15 protein-coding genes are annotated in these 15,542 nt (G+C 74.6%); 4 read left to right on the top strand and 11 right to left on the bottom strand.

Translation table 11 applies throughout. The features are described 5' to 3' along the window. The coding region (locus tag GTR02_RS12445) for a cell wall-binding repeat-containing protein (RefSeq protein ID WP_205709149.1) at positions 1 to 1,714 on the top strand (1,714 nt) is incomplete at its 5' end. Between the two features lie 15 nt (positions 1,715 to 1,729). On the opposite strand, the gene GTR02_RS12440 is transcribed toward GTR02_RS12445, so the two are convergent. From GTR02_RS12440 to GTR02_RS23850, 4 genes are read right to left on the bottom strand one after another with little or no spacing between them, the layout of a single operon-like run. Continuing rightward, entirely contained in the window at positions 1,730 to 2,392 is a 663-nt protein-coding gene (locus GTR02_RS12440) for an FCD domain-containing protein (protein WP_205709148.1), read from the bottom strand. A 43-nt stretch (positions 2,393 to 2,435) separates the two neighbouring features. Continuing rightward, on the bottom strand, positions 2,436 to 2,858 hold the full coding sequence (locus GTR02_RS12435) for an RbsD/FucU domain-containing protein (protein ID WP_166607813.1): 423 nt from the start codon (positions 2,856 to 2,858) through the stop codon (positions 2,436 to 2,438). Between the two features lie 19 nt (positions 2,859 to 2,877). Then, complete coding sequence (locus GTR02_RS12430; RefSeq protein WP_205709147.1) at positions 2,878 to 3,774, bottom strand: amidohydrolase family protein; 897 nt, start codon at positions 3,772 to 3,774, stop codon at positions 2,878 to 2,880. After that, on the bottom strand, positions 3,764 to 5,083 hold the full coding sequence (locus GTR02_RS23850) for an L-fuconate dehydratase (protein ID WP_166607812.1): 1,320 nt from the start codon (positions 5,081 to 5,083) through the stop codon (positions 3,764 to 3,766). The genes GTR02_RS12430 and GTR02_RS23850 overlap by 11 nt, the downstream gene beginning before the upstream one ends. Before the next feature lie 241 nt (positions 5,084 to 5,324). On the opposite strand from GTR02_RS23850, the gene GTR02_RS23845 reads away from it, so the two are divergent. Continuing rightward, positions 5,325 to 6,089, top strand: coding sequence for a FadR/GntR family transcriptional regulator (locus GTR02_RS23845; protein WP_338073780.1), 765 nt, complete (start codon positions 5,325 to 5,327; stop codon positions 6,087 to 6,089). A 41-nt stretch (positions 6,090 to 6,130) separates the two neighbouring features. Here the strand turns inward: GTR02_RS23845 and GTR02_RS12415 are convergent, their stop codons facing one another. The 4 genes from GTR02_RS12415 to GTR02_RS12400 all read right to left on the bottom strand — a co-directional run bounded on the left by GTR02_RS12415 (position 6,131) and on the right by GTR02_RS12400 (position 10,052). Beyond that, positions 6,131 to 6,796 carry a FadR/GntR family transcriptional regulator gene (locus tag GTR02_RS12415; protein ID WP_420814725.1) on the bottom strand — a complete coding sequence of 222 codons (666 nt, stop codon included), beginning with the start codon at positions 6,794 to 6,796 and terminating at the stop codon, positions 6,131 to 6,133. A 125-nt stretch (positions 6,797 to 6,921) separates the two neighbouring features. Next, positions 6,922 to 7,821, bottom strand: a complete 900-nt coding sequence (locus GTR02_RS12410; protein WP_166607809.1) for a carbohydrate ABC transporter permease — start codon at positions 7,819 to 7,821, stop codon at positions 6,922 to 6,924. After that, entirely contained in the window at positions 7,811 to 8,749 is a 939-nt protein-coding gene (locus GTR02_RS12405; protein WP_205709146.1) for an ABC transporter permease subunit, read from the bottom strand. Before GTR02_RS12405 ends, GTR02_RS12410 begins: the two co-directional genes overlap by 11 nt. Before the next feature lie 34 nt (positions 8,750 to 8,783). Beyond that, on the bottom strand, positions 8,784 to 10,052 hold the full coding sequence (locus GTR02_RS12400) for an ABC transporter substrate-binding protein (RefSeq protein ID WP_166607808.1): 1,269 nt from the start codon (positions 10,050 to 10,052) through the stop codon (positions 8,784 to 8,786). Between the two features lie 396 nt (positions 10,053 to 10,448). On the opposite strand from GTR02_RS12400, the gene GTR02_RS12395 reads away from it, so the two are divergent. Further along, complete coding sequence (locus GTR02_RS12395) at positions 10,449 to 12,431, top strand: alpha-L-fucosidase (protein WP_166607807.1); 1,983 nt, start codon at positions 10,449 to 10,451, stop codon at positions 12,429 to 12,431. Between the two features lie 12 nt (positions 12,432 to 12,443). Here GTR02_RS12395 and GTR02_RS12390 read toward each other — a convergent pair whose 3' ends face one another. The 3 genes from GTR02_RS12390 to GTR02_RS23840 all read right to left on the bottom strand — a co-directional run bounded on the left by GTR02_RS12390 (position 12,444) and on the right by GTR02_RS23840 (position 14,090). After that, the gene (locus GTR02_RS12390) at positions 12,444 to 12,608 is read right to left on the bottom strand and encodes a heme biosynthesis protein HemY (RefSeq protein WP_166607806.1); all 165 of its coding nucleotides are present in this window, start codon (positions 12,606 to 12,608) and stop codon (positions 12,444 to 12,446) included. A 110-nt stretch (positions 12,609 to 12,718) separates the two neighbouring features. Beyond that, positions 12,719 to 13,309 carry a mycothiol transferase gene (locus tag GTR02_RS12385; RefSeq protein ID WP_205709145.1) on the bottom strand — a complete coding sequence of 197 codons (591 nt, stop codon included), beginning with the start codon at positions 13,307 to 13,309 and terminating at the stop codon, positions 12,719 to 12,721. Between the two features lies 1 nt (position 13,310). Continuing rightward, entirely contained in the window at positions 13,311 to 14,090 is a 780-nt protein-coding gene (locus GTR02_RS23840) for a phosphotransferase (protein ID WP_205709144.1), read from the bottom strand. Positions 14,091 to 14,217: 127 nt separating this feature from the next. Here GTR02_RS23840 and GTR02_RS12375 point away from each other — a divergent pair. Next, on the top strand, positions 14,218 to 15,542 hold a 1,325-nt coding region (locus GTR02_RS12375; protein ID WP_166607805.1), incomplete at its 3' end, for an HNH endonuclease signature motif containing protein.

Raw genomic sequence — 15,542 nt, 5'->3', positions numbered from 1 at the left:
CACCTCGGCTCCCGCCCCGGCGACGGCGACGGCGGGCACGGCCTACACGCACACCTTCACGGGCAGCGGGGACCCGGCACCCACGTTCCGGGTCGGCAGCGGGACCCTGCCCCCCGGGCTCGTGCTGGACGCCGTGTCCGGGGTGCTGTCCGGGACGCCGACGACCGAGGGGACGGCGTCCTTCACGGTGCGCGCCGGCAACTTCGTCGGGGACGACGACGAGGTCGTGGCGCTCGCGGTCGCCCCCGCCCCCCGCGCTCCGACGTTCACCGCGGCCGACCCGCCCGGCGGGACGGTGGGCGCCCCCTACGCGTACACCTTCGCCGCCACCGGTGTCCCGCAGACCGTGGCGTTCAGCGTGACCGCCGGCACCCTGCCGCCCGGCCTGCGGCTGGACCGCGACACCGGGGTCCTCAGCGGCAGGCCGACGGCGGCCGGGTCCTGGGCCGTCGTGTTCGCGGCCGCCAACGGCGTCCTGGCGCCGGCCACGCAGGCCGTGACCATCGCCGTCGAGCCCGCCCCGCGGCCGTTCCTCGTCCTCCCCGGCGCCCCCGCCGCGGTCACGGTCGCCGGCCGCGGGACCACCGCGGTCGTCGGTTTCGCGCCCCCGCCCGAGTCCGGGTCCAGCCCCGTCACGGGCTACCGGGTCACCGTCGCCGGCCCCCCGCCGGGCACGCCCCGCGTGGTGGAGGCGACGGGCAGCCCGGTCGCCGTGGCGGGGTTGTCGCCGGGGGAGACGTACGCCGTGACGGTCGCGGCCGTGAACGCGGCCGGTCCCGGCCCCGCGTCGCCGCCCGTGGGCGTCACGCTGCCCGCACCGGCGCTCGTCGTGCGCCTCGACGGCCCCGACCCGCACGCCCTCGCCGTGCAGGCGTTCTTCCCGCGCGGCACGCGGGTGCCGGCGGCCGTGGTCGTGACCTCCGACTCGCACGCCGACGCCGTCGCGGGCGCCCTGCTCGCCTCGGCCGTCGGCGGGCCCCTGCTCCTGACGGGGGCCGGCGCGCTGGACCCCGCCGCGGCCGCGGAGCTGCGTCGCCTCGTCGTGCCCGGCGGGCACGTGTACCTCCTGGGGGCGGCCGCGGCGTCCGCCGCGCTGCGCGAGGCCGCGGCGGCACCGGGGTACCGGGTCACGGCCCTGCGCGGCGCCGACCGGTACGAGACGGCCGTCCGCGTGGGCGAGGTCGTCGCCGGGGGACGGGGCCGGACCCGGACGCCGATCTACCTCGCGTCCGGCACGTCCTTCCCCGACGGGCTCGCCGTGGCGGCGCTCGCGGGCTCCACCGGTGGTGTCGTCCTGCTCACCCGCGGCGACGCCCTGCCGCCCGCCACCGCCGCCTACCTGAGCGCCAACGACCCGGCGGGGGCCCGCACCACGGCCGTCGGCGCGGCCGCCGCCCGGGCGCACCCGGGCGCCGCCACGTCGCTCGTCGGGGCCGACCGCTACGCGACCGCGCGCCTGGTGGCGCGCCGGTTCGTCCGTCCGGCCACCGCGGGGATCGCCTCGGGCGCGGACTGGCGGGGCGCCGCGCTGGGGGCCGCGGCCATGACCGGTTCGGGCGGTCCGCTGCTGCTGACCGGCCCCGGCGCGCTCGACCCGGCGACCGCGGCGGTGCTCGGGGACGCCGCCCCGCGCCGCGTGTGGCTGTTCGGCGGCCCCGGCGCGATCTCGGCGCGCGCCGAGGAGCAGGTGGCCGCCGTCCTCGCGCCGCGCTGACCGGCGTCGCGCGGGTCAGGCCCCGGCCACGCCCACTCGTCCGTCGGCGTGCCGGCCGAAGGCCGCGGCCGCCGCGTCGGCGTCGCCCGCCGCGAGCACCTCCACCAGCTCCTCGTGCCACCCCACGGCGGCCTCCAGGCGCCCCACGCTGAAGGGGTCGCCGAGGACCTGCAGCACGTACAGGCTCGACTCCAGCTGCGACCACGCGCGCAGCAGGAAGGGGTTCCCGCCGATCTCCACGACGCTGCGGTGGAACGCGAGGTCGGCCTCGCGCACCGCGACGGGGTCGTCGCGCCGCGCCGCGCGGTCCATGGCCGCCACGACGGCCGTAAGCCGATCCCGGGCCGCCGGGCCGAACGCCGCGACGGCCTCGCGCGCCGCGAGCTCCTCGAGGGCGACGCGCACGCGCCGTGCCGCGCGCGCGTCGTCGGCGGAGATCTCCGCCACCGTGCTGCCCCGGCGCGCGACGGAGTTCACGAGGCCCTCGTGGTGCAGTTGGCGGATCGCCTCGCGCACCGGGGCCTGGCTCACGCCGAGCCGGCGGGCGATCTCCGACTCCACGAGGCGTTCCCCCGCAGCGAGTTCCCCCGCGACGATCGAGGCGCGCAGCCGGCGGTGGACCTGCTCGGAGAGCAGACCGGAACCCGCCTGGACGGGCGGCGTCGCGTCAGCGGGCACCGGACCACCGTACTTGTCCGGCCGCGCGGGCGTCGGCCCCCGCTCAGCCGAGCCGGCGCACGCCGATGGTCAGCAGGAGGTTCGCGTACTGGCGGACGTCGGCCGTCACGACGGCCACCGCGAGATCCCCCGCCCGCGCCTGGTCGTAGAAGGCGAACCGGTCCACCTCCTCCAGCGGCAGGTCGCCGAGGGCCCGCCGGTGCGCGCCGAGCGCGGCGGGTTCCGGGCTGCCCGCGGGCGGCACCATGACGGTCGCGGCCTCGAGCGGCACCGCGCGCAGCAGGACGTCGAGGACGGTCGAGACGTCGAGGAGGCCGGGCGCGAGGTTGAGGTGCACGACCTCGGCGTGCGGCCCCACGGCCGTGCTCGCGGGGTAGTGCCCGTCCGCGAGCAGGATGCGGCCGCCGTGCCCGGCGCCCGCCAGCGCGGACAGCAGTCCGGGGTGCAGCAGTTCGGTCAGGAGCACGGGACCTCCACGGTCGTCGTCACGGGACGTGCGGGCGGGCGCGCAGCCCGTAGGTGCGGATCGCGGTGCCGCGCAGCACGTCGTCCAGCTCACCGGGGTCCAGGCCCCCGAGCAGGGTCCCGGCGGCGTCGGCCCAGCGGGCCCAGCCGCCCGCGGCGACGCACACGGGCCAGTCGGAGCCGAAGGCGACGCGCTCCGGCCCGAAGGCGTCGAGGACCGCCTCGGCGGCCGGGCGCAGGTCCTCCACGGTCCAGGCGAGCGGGTCCGCCTCGCTGACGAGGCCGGAGAGCTTGCAGTGCACCTGCTCCGACGCCGCGAGGGCGCGCAGGTCCCGCTCCCAGGTGCCGAGCTCGCCGTCGCGCAGGGCGGGTTTGCCGGCGTGGTCGAGCACGAGCGGCAGGTGCGGCGCGCGCCGGGCCAGCTCGGCCGCCGCGGCCAGCTGGTGGGGGCGCACCAGCACGTCGTAGCGCAGCCCCCGCGCGGCCACGGCCTCGAGCCCGCGCCGGACGTCCTCGCGGAGCAGCCACGCGGGGTCGGCCTCCCCCTGCACGAGGTGGCGCAGGCCCACGAGCGCCCCGCCCCCCGGCAGGGCCGCGAGGCGGTCGAGCTCGGCCGCCACGCCCGCGTCGGTGAGGTCCACCCACCCGACCACGCCGAGGACGAGGTCGTCCCCCGCGGCCATCGCGAGGAGCTCCTCCGTCTCGGCGGTGGACGGCAGGCACTGCACCACGACCGTGCCGCCGAGCGGGCGGCCGAGCACCCCGCCCGCGGCGTCGCGTCGGAGGTCCGCGGTCGTGAAGGACCGCCGCAGCGGCTCGAGACCGGGTTCGCCGAGCCACTCCTGGTCGCGGACGCCGAGGTCCCAGACGTGGTGGTGGGCGTCCACCACCACGCCCGGGCCCGCGTCAGGCGCCACGCGCCGACCAGACCGGCCCGTCGGGGTAGTGGTACTCGTCCAGCGACTTCTCGTGCATCTGCGCGCCGAGCCCGGGGTTCGTCGGCGCCAGGTAGTGCCCGTCCTTCAGGCGCACGGGGTCGAGGAAGTGCTCGTGCAGGTGGTCGACGAACTCCACGACGCGGTCCTCGGTCGTCGCGGACACCGCCACGTAGTCGAACATCGACAGGTGCTGGACCATCTCGCACAGGCCCACGCCCCCCGCGTGCGGGCACACGGGAACCCCGAACTTCGCCGCCAGCAGGAGGATCGCGATGTTCTCGTTGATGCCCGCGACGCGGGCGGAGTCGATCTGGACGACGTCGACGGCCCCGGCCTGCAGCAGCTGCTTGAACACCACCCGGTTGGCCACGTGCTCGCCGGTCGCGACCTTGACGGGCGCGATCTCCCGCCGGATCGCGGCGTGGCCGAGGATGTCGTCGGGGGAGGTGGGCTCCTCGATCCAGTACGGGTCGTAGGGCGCCAGGCGCTTCATCCACGCCACCGCGGGCGCGACGTCCCAGCGCTGGTTCGCGTCCACCGCGACCCGCACGTCCGGGCCGACGGCCTCGCGCGCCAGGCGCATGCGGCGGACGTCGTCCTCGACGTCCGCGCCGACCTTCAGCTTGATCTGCGTGAAACCCTCCGCGACGGCCTCGCGCGCCAGGCGCTGCAGCTTCTCGTCGGAGTACCCGAGCCACCCCGGGCTCGTCGTGTAGGCCGGGTACCCCCGGCGGCGCAGCTGCGCCTCGCGCTCGCCGCGCCCGGGCTCGGCCCGGCGGAGGATCTCCAGGGCCTCCTCGGGCGTCAGCGCGTCGCTCAGCCAGCGGAAGTCGACGACCGCGACGATCTCCTCGGGCGAGAGGTCGGCGAGGAACTTCCAGACGGGCTGGCCCGCGCGCTTGGCGGCGAGGTCCCACGCGGCGTTCACCACGGCCCCGATCGCCATGTGCATGGCGCCCTTCTCCGGGCCGAGCCAGCGCAGCTGGGGGTCGTGGACCAGCCGGCGCGAGAACCCGCCGAGGTCGCCGCAGACGTCCGCGAGGTCGAGGCCGACGACGAAACCCGCGAGGGAGGCGATCGCCGCGGTCTGCACGTCGTTGCCGCGGCCGGTGGTGAACGCGAGGGCGTGGCCCTCGTGCCCGTCCCCCGCGTCCGTGCGCAGGACGACGTACGCCGCGGAGTAGTCCGGCTCGGGGTTCATCGCGTCGGAACCGTCGAGGTGCTCGGACGTGGGGAAGCGGACGTCACGGACCTCGAGCGCAGTGATCCGTGTGCCTGTTGCCTGCATGGGGAACTCCAAGGGACCGGGGTGGCGCACGACAGTGGGCGCGGACGGTGCGGCCGGCGCCCCGGACAGGGGTGCCGCAGCGGTGACCACGCTAACAAGGCAAACATCTGCTGTCTATCGTCCACCCCCGTCCGCTCTCTACGATGGTTGCGGCGCACCGGGCCGGGCACCGCTCCGGGGCCGCGCCGCGGTGCCGCGCCGGCAGGCCGGGAACCGCAGGAGGACGAGCGGGGGAGGCGACGTGGCGGCACCGCTGATCGACGCGGCGATCGAGAACATCCGTCAGCTGATCGCCTCGGGCGCGCTGCGGCCCGGCGAGCGGCTGCCCTCGGAGGGCGAGCTGAGCCAGCAGCTCGGCGTCTCGCGCAGCAGCACCCGCGAGGCCGTGCGCGCCCTGGTCTCCGCGCGTGTGCTGGACGTCCGCCGCGGTGACGGCACCTTCGTCACGAGCCTCACGCCGGAACTCCTGCTCGAGGGCATCGGGGTCGCGGTGGAACTCATGCAGGAGGACGCCGTGCTGCAGCTCGTCGAGACCCGGCGGGTCATCGAGCCGCAGGTCACGGCGCTGGCCGCCACACGCGCGGACGCCGGTCAGCTGGCGGAGATCCACCACCACCTGACGCTCATGCGGGCCGCGAAGGACTACACCGAACTCGTCACGCACGACAACGACTTCCACGCGAGCGTCGCGCGGGCCGCGGGCAACCCCACGCTCGCGGCCATCCTCATCGGCATCTCCAGCCCGACCCTGCGCACGCGGGTGTGGCGAGGTCTGGTCGACGCCGACGCGGACCGCCAGACCGTGGCGGAGCACGCCGCGATCTACGAGGCGATCGCCGCGCACGACCCCGCCATGGCCGCCGCGGCCGCTCTCGTCCACGTGGGCACCACGGAGTCGTGGGTGCGCACGGTGGCCGCCGGAGCGGACGGGCTCGAGGCGGGCGAAGGGGGCGTCCCGGCCCCCGTCGGCGGGCCGGCCGCACCCCGCAGCGCGGCGGCCCGCTGAGCCCGGCCGGCTTGCGCCGCAGGCCGGTACCGGGGCAGACATCAGGTCGGTCGGCACCGCGGTGCGCCTCCCTGTCCGGCGGCGGAGGCGAGCCACGACTCGACCCCGGCGACGTGCAGGACGGCCGCCGCCCGCGCCCGGTCGGGGTCACCCGCCTGCACGGCCTCGAGGATGGTCCGGTGCTCCACGAGGGTGCGGTGCAGGTTGTCGCTGTCGCTGAGCCCGCGCCACACCCGCAGCCGCACGGTGGGCGCCGACAGCCCGTCCAGCAGGGACGCGAGGACGGGGTTGCCGGAGGCGTCCGCGAGCGTGCGGTGGAAGTGCAGGTCCTCGTCGACGTGCTGCTGCACCGTGGTGCACCGCTCGCTGCGCTCGTAGCTCGCGCGCAGGTCGCGCACGAGCACCGGGGTGCGGTGCTGGGCGGCCAGCGCGGTCGCCTGGGGTTCGAGCATCCGCCGCACCGCGACGACGTCGAGCAGGGTGTCGTCGCGCTGCAGGTCCACCACGAGGCTCAGCGCGTCCAGCAGCATCGCCGGCCCGAGGCTCGAGACGTAGGTCCCGTCGCCCTGCCGCGCCTCCAGCACCCGCAGGAAGCACAGGGCGCGCACCGCCTCGCGCAGCGAGCTGCGGCTCAGCCCCAGGTCCAGCGCCAGGTCGGCCTCCGGTGGCAGCCGGTCCCCCGGGTGCAGCCGGCCGTCGAGGATCATGGCCTTGAGCTGCTCGATGGCCGAGGAGGTGACCGTCTCGCGGACGCGCGCCCGGCGGCGTGCGGGCCGCGGAGCTGCGGCCGGGGTGACCGGTGCGGCGGCCACCCGGGGGGCGGCCGCCGCCATCAGCGGCCTCCCAGCCCCGACAGGGCGATCCCCCGGACGAGGTACTTCTGCAGCACGAGCACCAGCAGCACCGTGGGCGCCATCGAGATCGTCGCGGCGGCCATGAGCAGCTGCCACTCCTGGCCGTTCTGCCCCAGGAACAGGTTCAGCCCGAGCGGGACGGTCGTCGTCGAGACGTCGTTGGTGATGATCAGCGGCCAGAGGAAGCTGTTCCAGTAGTTGATGAAGGTGAAGACGGCCAGCACGGCGAAGGCCGGCGCCGCGACCGGCGCGATGACGCTGCGGAGGATGCGCCAGTGCCCGCACCCGTCGATCTTCGCGGCCTCCTCGAGCTCCATGGGCACGGTCAGGAAGAACTGCCGCAGCAAGAACGTCCCGAACGCCGTGAACGCCCACGGGAGGATGAGGGCCTGGAACGTGTTGACCCAGCCGAGCCGCTGCATGATGAGGAACATCGGGACGACGACGACCTCCTGGGGGACCATGAGCGTGCCCAGGTAGAGGAAGAAGATGCCGTCGCGGAACCGGAAGCGCAGCCGCGAGAAGGCGTACGCCGACAGGGCCGAGGTCGCCAGCGTGATGAGCGTGCCGAGCGTCGCGACCAGCAGGGTGTTGAGCAGGAACCGCCCGAAGGGCAGGTAGGCCAGGGCCTCGGAGAAGTTGCCCCACAGCAGGGCGTCGCCGAAGGGCCGCGGGGGCGTGGAGAACACCTCGCCGCCCGCCTTCAGGGCGGTGAGGATCATCCACACCAGCGGGGCGAGGAAGATGAGCGCCACGATCGTCAGCAGGGTCTGCGACACCCAGCGCGGGCGCCGGCGACGGGGCGTGGTGGGCGTCACCGCGCCGGCGGCGGTGGGCGGCAGGGCGGCGGAGCGGGCGCTGGCCACGTCACTGGTCATAGTGGACCCACCTCTTCTGCGCGAGGAACTGCAGCCCGGTGATGAACATGATGATGACGAAGAGCACCCAGGCGATGGCGGAGGCGAAGCCGAGCCGGAAGAACTGGAAGCCCGACTGGTAGAGGTACATCACGAGCGTGGTCGTGCTGGAGCCCGGCCCGCCGCCGGTCAGCACGTAGGCCTGCGTGAAGACCTGGAAGGAGGAGATCAGGGTGAGGACCGTCGCGAAGAAGATGGACGGCGACAGCAGCGGCAGTACGACGCTGAAGAACTGCCGGACCGTGCCCGCGCCGTCGATCGACGCGGCCTCCGTGAGGCTCGGGGGGACGGCGTCCATGGCGGCCGAGAAGACCAGCAGGTTGTAGCCGAACCCCTGCCACACCGACATCATGACGACGGCCGGCATCGCCCAGGACGTCGACCCGAGGAAGTTGGGGGCGCCGACGTCGAACAGCGACTTCATGGTGGAGTCGATGAGGCCGTTGGGCGTGAGCAGCAGCCCGAACACGACCGCGTTGCCGACCATCGGGGTGACCGCGGGGATGAAGAAGACGACGCGGTAGAACCGGCGGCCCTTGATGCGCGGCGAGATCCAGGCGGCGAGGCCGAGGGAGACGACGATGTTGATGGGCACGTACAGCACCACGAAGATCAGGGTGTTGATCAGCGCGGTGCGGAAGGTCGTGTCGCTCATGAGCTCGCTGTAGTTGCCGAGCCCCAGGAAGGACGGCGAGCCCAGCACCGGCCAGTCGAACAGGCTCATGGCGAGCGAGGCGAAGACCGGGAAGAGCGTGAACGCCAGGAAGCCGATGGCCCCGGGGGTCAGGAACGGGATGGCCGACTTCCCGTCCCCCTTGCGGTAGCCCTGCGGCGCACCGCGCCGCCCGACGGCGGCGGTGTCCCCCGCCACGACGATGGGTGTCGTCACCGCCACGTCGTCCTCCTCCGCGCGGGTCGGGCCGTCACTTGGCGCCGCTCTGCGCCTGCACCCGGCTGACCAGGTCGGCGACGGTGCTGTCGCCGTTGTAGGCCGAGACCGCGTACCGGTTGAACGTGTCGTTCACCTGGGTCCAGGTGGCGGTGGTCCGGAAGGGGATGGAGTTCTCGATGGAGAAGTCCATGACCTCCTTGGCCGCGTCGAGCTTGTTGCCCTCGTACCAGGCGCTCTGCTGCGCGGTCCGGGAGGGGAACGCCCGGCCCTGGGTGCCCAGGTACTCCTCGGCCTCGACGCCCGTGAGCACGGCGATGGCCTTCTTCGCGCGCTCCGGGTCCTTGCACGCCGTCGAGACGCCGAAGCCCGAACCGGCGGTCACGGTCCTCGAGCCCGACGCGCCCGCGGGCATGGGGGCGATGCCGACCTCGAACTTGGCGGTCGAGCGGGCGTTGATGAGGCTCCACGGGCCGTCGATGGTCATGGCCGCGTTGCCGGAGAGGAACTGGTTGGTGTTGGCCGCGGCGGTGTTGGCCGCTGGCACGGGCGGCGCGACCTTCTCCTTGGTGATGAGGTCGGCGTACCACTGCAGCGTCTGCTTCCACGCGTCGTTGTCGATGTCGAGCTCACCGGCGTCGTTGACGGCCGCCACCCCGTGCTGGCTGAGGACGAAGGGCAGCACCGCGTCGATGGCGCTGGCGGGGTTGAAGCCGTAGAACGCCCCCTTCGTGAGGGCCTTGGCCGCCGTCAGGAAGTCGTCCTGCGTCCAGCCGATCGCGGGCTCCGGCAGCCCGGCGGCCTGGAAGGCGGTCCGGTTGTAGAAGATGACCGAGGGGCCGAAGTCGTACGGCAGCGCGACGAGCTTGCCGTTGACCTTCATGCCGTCGTAGATGCTGGAGTCGAAGTCGGCGGGGTTCACCCCCATGGCCTCGAGGCTGTCGTCGAGCGGCACCAGCAGCTGTTGGAACTGCGGGGCGCGCTGGGCCTGCATGCCGACGATGTCGGCGGAGTTCCCGCTCGCGGCCTGCGACGTCAGCTTGGTCCAGAAGTCGTTGAAGGTGCTCGTCTGGAACGTGAGCTTCGTGGTGGCGTCGGCCTTCGTGACCAGGTCCCCGACGTACTTCCACGCGTCCGCCTCGGCGTTCGAACCGGACCACATGTACCAGGTGAGGGCGCCGGTCGAGGACGCCCCTCCGGAGTCCCCGCCGCCGCACGCGGCGAGGGCCAGGGCCGCGGCGGACGCGCCGGACATGCCCAGGAGGCGGCGGCGGGTGATGGCGGAACTGCTGGAGGGGGACATCTCGCTCCTCGATGACGTCGTCGTCATCCGCTCTCGGGACGTCGAGGGCGGCGGGCTGAGGCTCAGCACCTCAGATGTCAGAGTGGACCACCGGCGCGCGCGGCTGTCAACGACATCCCGGCGGTTCCACCCGGGACGACGCCGACGGGAAGGCGCTGTCCAGTCGTCCCCCAGGAAGAAGCGTTGTGACGCAATGGATCCGTGGCCTCGTGGTGGGCTGCGGACGGCGTCCGGGTCACGGTCCGGTCGCGGCCAGGTCACCGCTCTTGCGAGCCGGGGGCGCGGAGGGAGAGGATGGAGTCATCAGAGGTCTGCGGCGACGACGCCGCGAAACCTCCCGCCCGGTGGTCGACCGCCGCACCGGGCCCGCCGCCCCCGAACCCCGTGAGGCCCGCCGTGCCAGAACCGACCGCCGCCTTCCCGCGCCGGACCGTCCACCTCGACTTCCACAACGGGCCGCTGATCCCCGGCATCGGCGCCGACTTCGACCCCGCGACCTTCGCGCAGCCCTTCGTGGACGCGGCCGTCGACAGCGTCACCGTCTTCGCCAAGTGCCACCACGGCCTCCTCTACTACGGGACCGACCGCCCCGAGCGCCACCCCGGCCTGGCCCCCGACCTGGACCTCCTCGCCGGTCAGGTCGAGGCGCTGCACGCGGCCGGCATCCGCGCGCCCATCTACCTCAGCGTGCAGGTGGACGAGTGGGCCGCTCGTGAGCACCCCGAGTGGGTGGCGCTGGACGACGAGCAGCGGATGGTGAAGTGGGGCGGCTCCGCGTACACCGCCGGCTGGCACGTGCTGGACATGTCCAGCCCGTACGCCGACCACCTCGCCGAGCAGGTCGAGGAGGTCGTGCGGCGCTTCGCCCCGGTGGACGGGGTGTTCCTGGACATGTGCTGGGACCAGCCCAGCAGTTCCCGGTGGGCCCACGACGGCATGCGCCGCGCGGGTCTGCGGCCGGCCGACGCGGAGGACCGGAAGCGCTACGCGCGCAGCAACGCCCTCGCCTACATGCGCCGCTACCGCGACCTCGTCGAGAAGGCGCTGCCCGACGACGCGGTGCAGGGCGTCTGGTTCAACTCCCGGCCGAAGACGAACCTCGCGCAGGAGCACCGGCTGCTGCGCCACGTGGAGGTGGAGGGCCTGCCGACGGGCGGCTGGGGCTACACCTACCTGCCCTACGTCGCGCGGTTCGTGCGGCCACTGGGCCTGCCGACGCTCAGCCACACCGGGCGCTTCCACGAGAGCTGGGGGGACAACGGCGGGTTCAAGCCGCAGGCCGCGATGGACTACGAGTGCAGCCAGATCCTGTCGCTGGGCCTCACCAACGGCGTCGGGGACGTCCTGCCGCCGCGCGGCGTCCCCTCACCGGCCGCCTACCAGCGGATCGGGCACGCGTTCCGGCACGTGCGCGACTGCGAGCCGTTCCTCGAGGGCGGGACGTCCGTGGCCGAGGTCGCCCTGCTCGTCGACCCCGAGCTCGGCGACGCCCCCGGCCCCAGCGGCACGGGCGCGGTGCGGGCCCTGCAGCAGCTGCGCCAGCAGTTCGACGTGGTCCCGCCCGCCTCGGACCTGTCGGCCTACCGCGTCGTCGTGGTGGGGGAGAGCACCGCCGTGACCCCCGAGGTGCGCGCGGGGCTCGAGGCGTTCCGCGCGGCCGGCGGAGCCGTCGTGCTCGTGGGTGCGGCCCTGCGCGGGACGGACGGCGAGCCGTCGCTGGCGGACCTGCCCGTGGACCTGCACGGCCCCTCGGAGCACCCGGTGGTGTTCGTGCACCGCGAGGGCTCGTGGGCCGACGGCCTCGCCGCGGACGTCGTGCTGCCGGTGCGGCCCGAGCGGGCGACCGCCCGCGCCGGCGCCCGCGTGCTGGCGAGGGTGGCCCTGCCGTACGTCGACCGGGACTGGGACACGTTCAGCGGCCACGCCTACGCCCCCGTGGGCTCCGTGACCGACGACGTCCTCGTCGCGGTCGGCGACCGGGTCGTGGCCGTCGCGGCCCCGCTGTTCGAGGCGTTCGCCGCCCACGGGCACGAGCAGCACCGCGAACTCCTCGGCGAGGCCCTCGACGCGGTCCTGCCGCAGCCCCTGGTGCGGGCCGGCGGTCCCCGGCACCTCGAGACCACCGTGGTGCGGACGCCGTCCTCGACGGTGGTGCACCTGCTCAGCTACGTGTCCTCCCGCGAGACCCCGAAGCTGGACCTCGTGCACGACGCCTTCCCGCTCGTCGGCGCGGAGGTGTCCCTGCGCACCGACGCGGCACCCTCCCGGGTCCACCTCGAACCGGCCGGGCAGGACCTCGACGTCACGTGGGCCGACGGCCGCGCGCACGTCTCGGTCACCACGACCGACGGGCACGCGATGGTCGTCTTCGACGACTGACCCGCGCCCGCGTCAGCCCGCGGTGCGCAGGAGGAACTCCGTCTCGGTGTCCCGCCCCATCGTGGGGTCGGGCGCCGGGAGGGGGTCGTGGCTCTCCACGGTGTCCTCGACGCGGACCGGTTCCGGCAGCCTGCGGAACCGCTGACGCGGGTCGTGCGCGGTGTGCTCCGGTCTCACGGCGGTCTCCTCCTCCTCGGCCGGGGAGGACCCGACTGGAGGCCATCGTCCTCCCGGTGTGCGGCCAGGTCCAGGGGTCCGCGAGCGAGCCCCTGGACCTGGGGGCGCGGTCAGTCGAAGTCCGTCCGGCCGTCGGTCAGTTCCCGGCTGATGTCCAGGTGCCCGGCGTGGCGCGCCGACTCCTGCACGAGGTGCAGCAGGATCCAGGCCAGCGTCGGCCGGACGCCCGTGCCGCCGTAGTCCCGCGCGGAGACCGTCGAGGGAGGACTCCCCCGGAACACGCGCAACGAGTGCTCGTGCTCCTGGCGGTAGAAGCTGCGCAGGTGTTCGCCCGTGTCGTCGGGCGTCACCTCCCACTCCTGCTCCGCGCTGCCCGGCCAGCTGAAGTCGACGTCGTCGCCTTCGAACACGTGACGCACCCAGTACCGGCGCGTCGCCGCCGAGTGCTTCACCAGTCCCAGCGCCGACCAGCCGGACGGGACGACGGACCTCCTCAGCTGCAGGTCGTCCAGACCGTCGAGGCGCCGGAGGAGGACGCTCCCGCACCAGTCGAGGTAGTCGACGGCCAGGCTGACGACGTCCGGTCCGCGTGGGTCCGGTTCACCGGCGAAGGGCATGTGGTCAGGTTGCCAGAGCGCCGTGCCGAGGTCCTCGTCGACGACACCGACGCGGGCGTCCGGCGGACCGGCTGAGGTGAGCACCTCAGTCCGTCCGAGGGGCGCCGGCCGTGAACTCGGCGACGTGCGCGGCGATCCATCGGGCGTCGCGGCGGTACAGGTCCGCGTGCCCGGCCAGCTCGTCCTGACCTGCCGCGTGGCGGGCGGCGGTGAACGCCGCGAGGTCGTCCAGGCGGCGCACCGCCGTCGCGACGACGTCGTCGACGCGGACGGGGGACCCGTAGGCCTCGCACAGCACCCGCAGGCGCCGGGCCCGTTCGGCCGTGGAGGTCGCCGGGACGTCCGGGTTGGCCGGATCGGTCAGCGGCACGAGGCGGTAGGCCAGGTACGCCAGGTCCCACGCGCGCGGTCCGGGGGAGGCGGTGTCCCAGTCGACGAGGCCCGTGAGACGTTCGTCCCGGAACACCATGTTGTAGGGCGCGGCGTCGTTGTGGCAGACCACCTCGGCCGGCTCGTGCACCGGCAGCTGCCAGACCGCGCCGGAGGAGTCGAAGTCGGCGCCGGCCCGGTGCAGCTGCGCGAGAAAGCCCGCGGCCGTGACGAGGACGTCCTCGTCCCAGACGTACGCCGGCAGCGGGTACTGCGGCACCTCGCCGGGCAGGTGGGACAGGACGTCGCGGCCCTCCTCGTCGGTGCCGAGCGGCGTCGGCACCCAGGTCACGCCCTGCCCGTGCAGGTGCCGCAGGAAGCGCTGGACCGTCGGCGTCCACGGACCCGGCGGCCGGCGGACCGTGTCCCCGACGCGGACGGCGCCGCCCATGGTCCCCCCGGTGAGCACTTCTTCCTCGAGCCGGTCGTCGTCCACGTCACGATCGTCTCCGGTCACCCACGCCAGGGCAACGTGGTTTCCCCACGGTCGCAGGATCAGCAAGTCACGTTGCGCTGCAACGGGTGAGCTTGTCGCGGCGTTCGAACGCCCGTACGATGGGGTCATGTCCTCCACCGTTCCCGACCTCACTGCCGCAGCGGTTCCCGCCGCCCCGCGCGGGGTCGTGGAACAGCTGAAGCGTGACGCGGACGCCGCCTCGGCCCGGCTGGTGCTGGGGTTGGCGCAGCGGGTGCGGGAACTGCGCGACTCCGAGCACCCCGACCTGATCGCCCTGAAGGACACGGGGCTGACCGTGGCCGGGCGCCCGGTGGACCTGGTCCACGCCGCCGTGGACCTGGTGACCGCGGAGTTCGCCGACGCCGCGGGCCTGTCGTGGACGGCGGTGCTGGCCGTGGTGTGGGCGGCCTGGTACGACGCCACCGACCGCGGCCCGGTGTGGCAGGCCGTCGCCGAAGGACGGATCACCTCCTCGCAGGCGCACGCGATCCAGAGCCGCGCCGCCCGCCTGGACCGGCGCGTCGCCGCGATCACCGAGGTCCGCGACGACACCGGGCGGCTGATCGACCTGCACGTCGTCGAAGGTGACCCCGTCGTCGACCCCGCCGACCGGCCGGTGGTGCTCGCCCGCTTCCTCGGCGAGGCGATCGAGTGGGCGGCTGACGGGGTGCCGGTCGAGGCGTTGTCGAAGCGCTGCGACCGGCTCATCACCTCACTGACCCCGGGCTACGTCGCGGTGAGCGTGCGCCGGCGTGAGGGCACCCGCGACCTCCAGGTCGAGGGTTGCGAGGACGACGCGTACGCCCACCTCACCGTCGTGCTGCCGCGCGCGGACGCGATCCGGTTGCGGGCGTGGGCCAACGCCGCCGCGGACGCCACCGCGGACGGCACCGCCGACGCTGCGCACGCCGCCGGGATCGCCGACGATCGTGACCACGCCACCCGCGCCAACGACGCCGTGGCCGACCTGCTCCTGGACGGCCTCACCCGGCACGTCCCCGCGGCTAGCGACGCCACCACTCCTGCCGGCAACGGCCAGGCGCCCGTGACCGGCCGGACCCACCGCCCCGCCTCCAGCGTCCAGGTCCACGTCACCGTCGACGCGGCCACCCTCGCCGGCCTCGACGAGCACGACGGCTGGGTCCCCGGCCTCGGCGCCGTCCCCGCCGACGTCGCCCGTGATCTCGCCGGTGACGCCGGCGCCGCGTGGCGGGCCGTGGTCCTCGCCCCCGGCACCCGCGACGTCGTGGACGTCGCCGCCACCGCCTACCGGCCCACCGCCGCGCTGCGGCGGTTCGTGACCGCCCGCGACGACACCTGCCAGGGCCCCGGCTGCCGGGTCGCCGCGATCGACTGCGACCTCGACCACGTCATCGCCTGGCCCGAAGGGGCGTCCACCGCGGACAACCTGCAACCCCTGTGCCGCAGCCA

Origin of the sequence: Kineococcus siccus, assembly GCF_009906795.1 — a bacterium.
GTDB lineage: Bacteria > Actinomycetota > Actinomycetes > Actinomycetales > Kineococcaceae > Kineococcus > Kineococcus siccus.
The sequence above is the reverse complement of the archived record's forward strand: the minus strand, read 5'-3'. Positions and strand labels throughout refer to the sequence as shown.

Coding starts and splice junctions, on each gene's coding strand:
- GTR02_RS23850 (WP_166607812.1), bottom strand. CDS start 5,083: ATGCAGGCAACAGGCACACGGATCACTGCGCTCGAGGTCCGTGACGTC.
- GTR02_RS12415 (WP_420814725.1), bottom strand. CDS start 6,796: ATGATCCTCGACGGCCGGCTGCACCCGGGGGACCGGCTGCCACCGGAG.
- GTR02_RS12410 (WP_166607809.1), bottom strand. CDS start 7,821: ATGACCAGTGACGTGGCCAGCGCCCGCTCCGCCGCCCTGCCGCCCACC.
- GTR02_RS12400 (WP_166607808.1), bottom strand. CDS start 10,052: ATGTCCCCCTCCAGCAGTTCCGCCATCACCCGCCGCCGCCTCCTGGGC.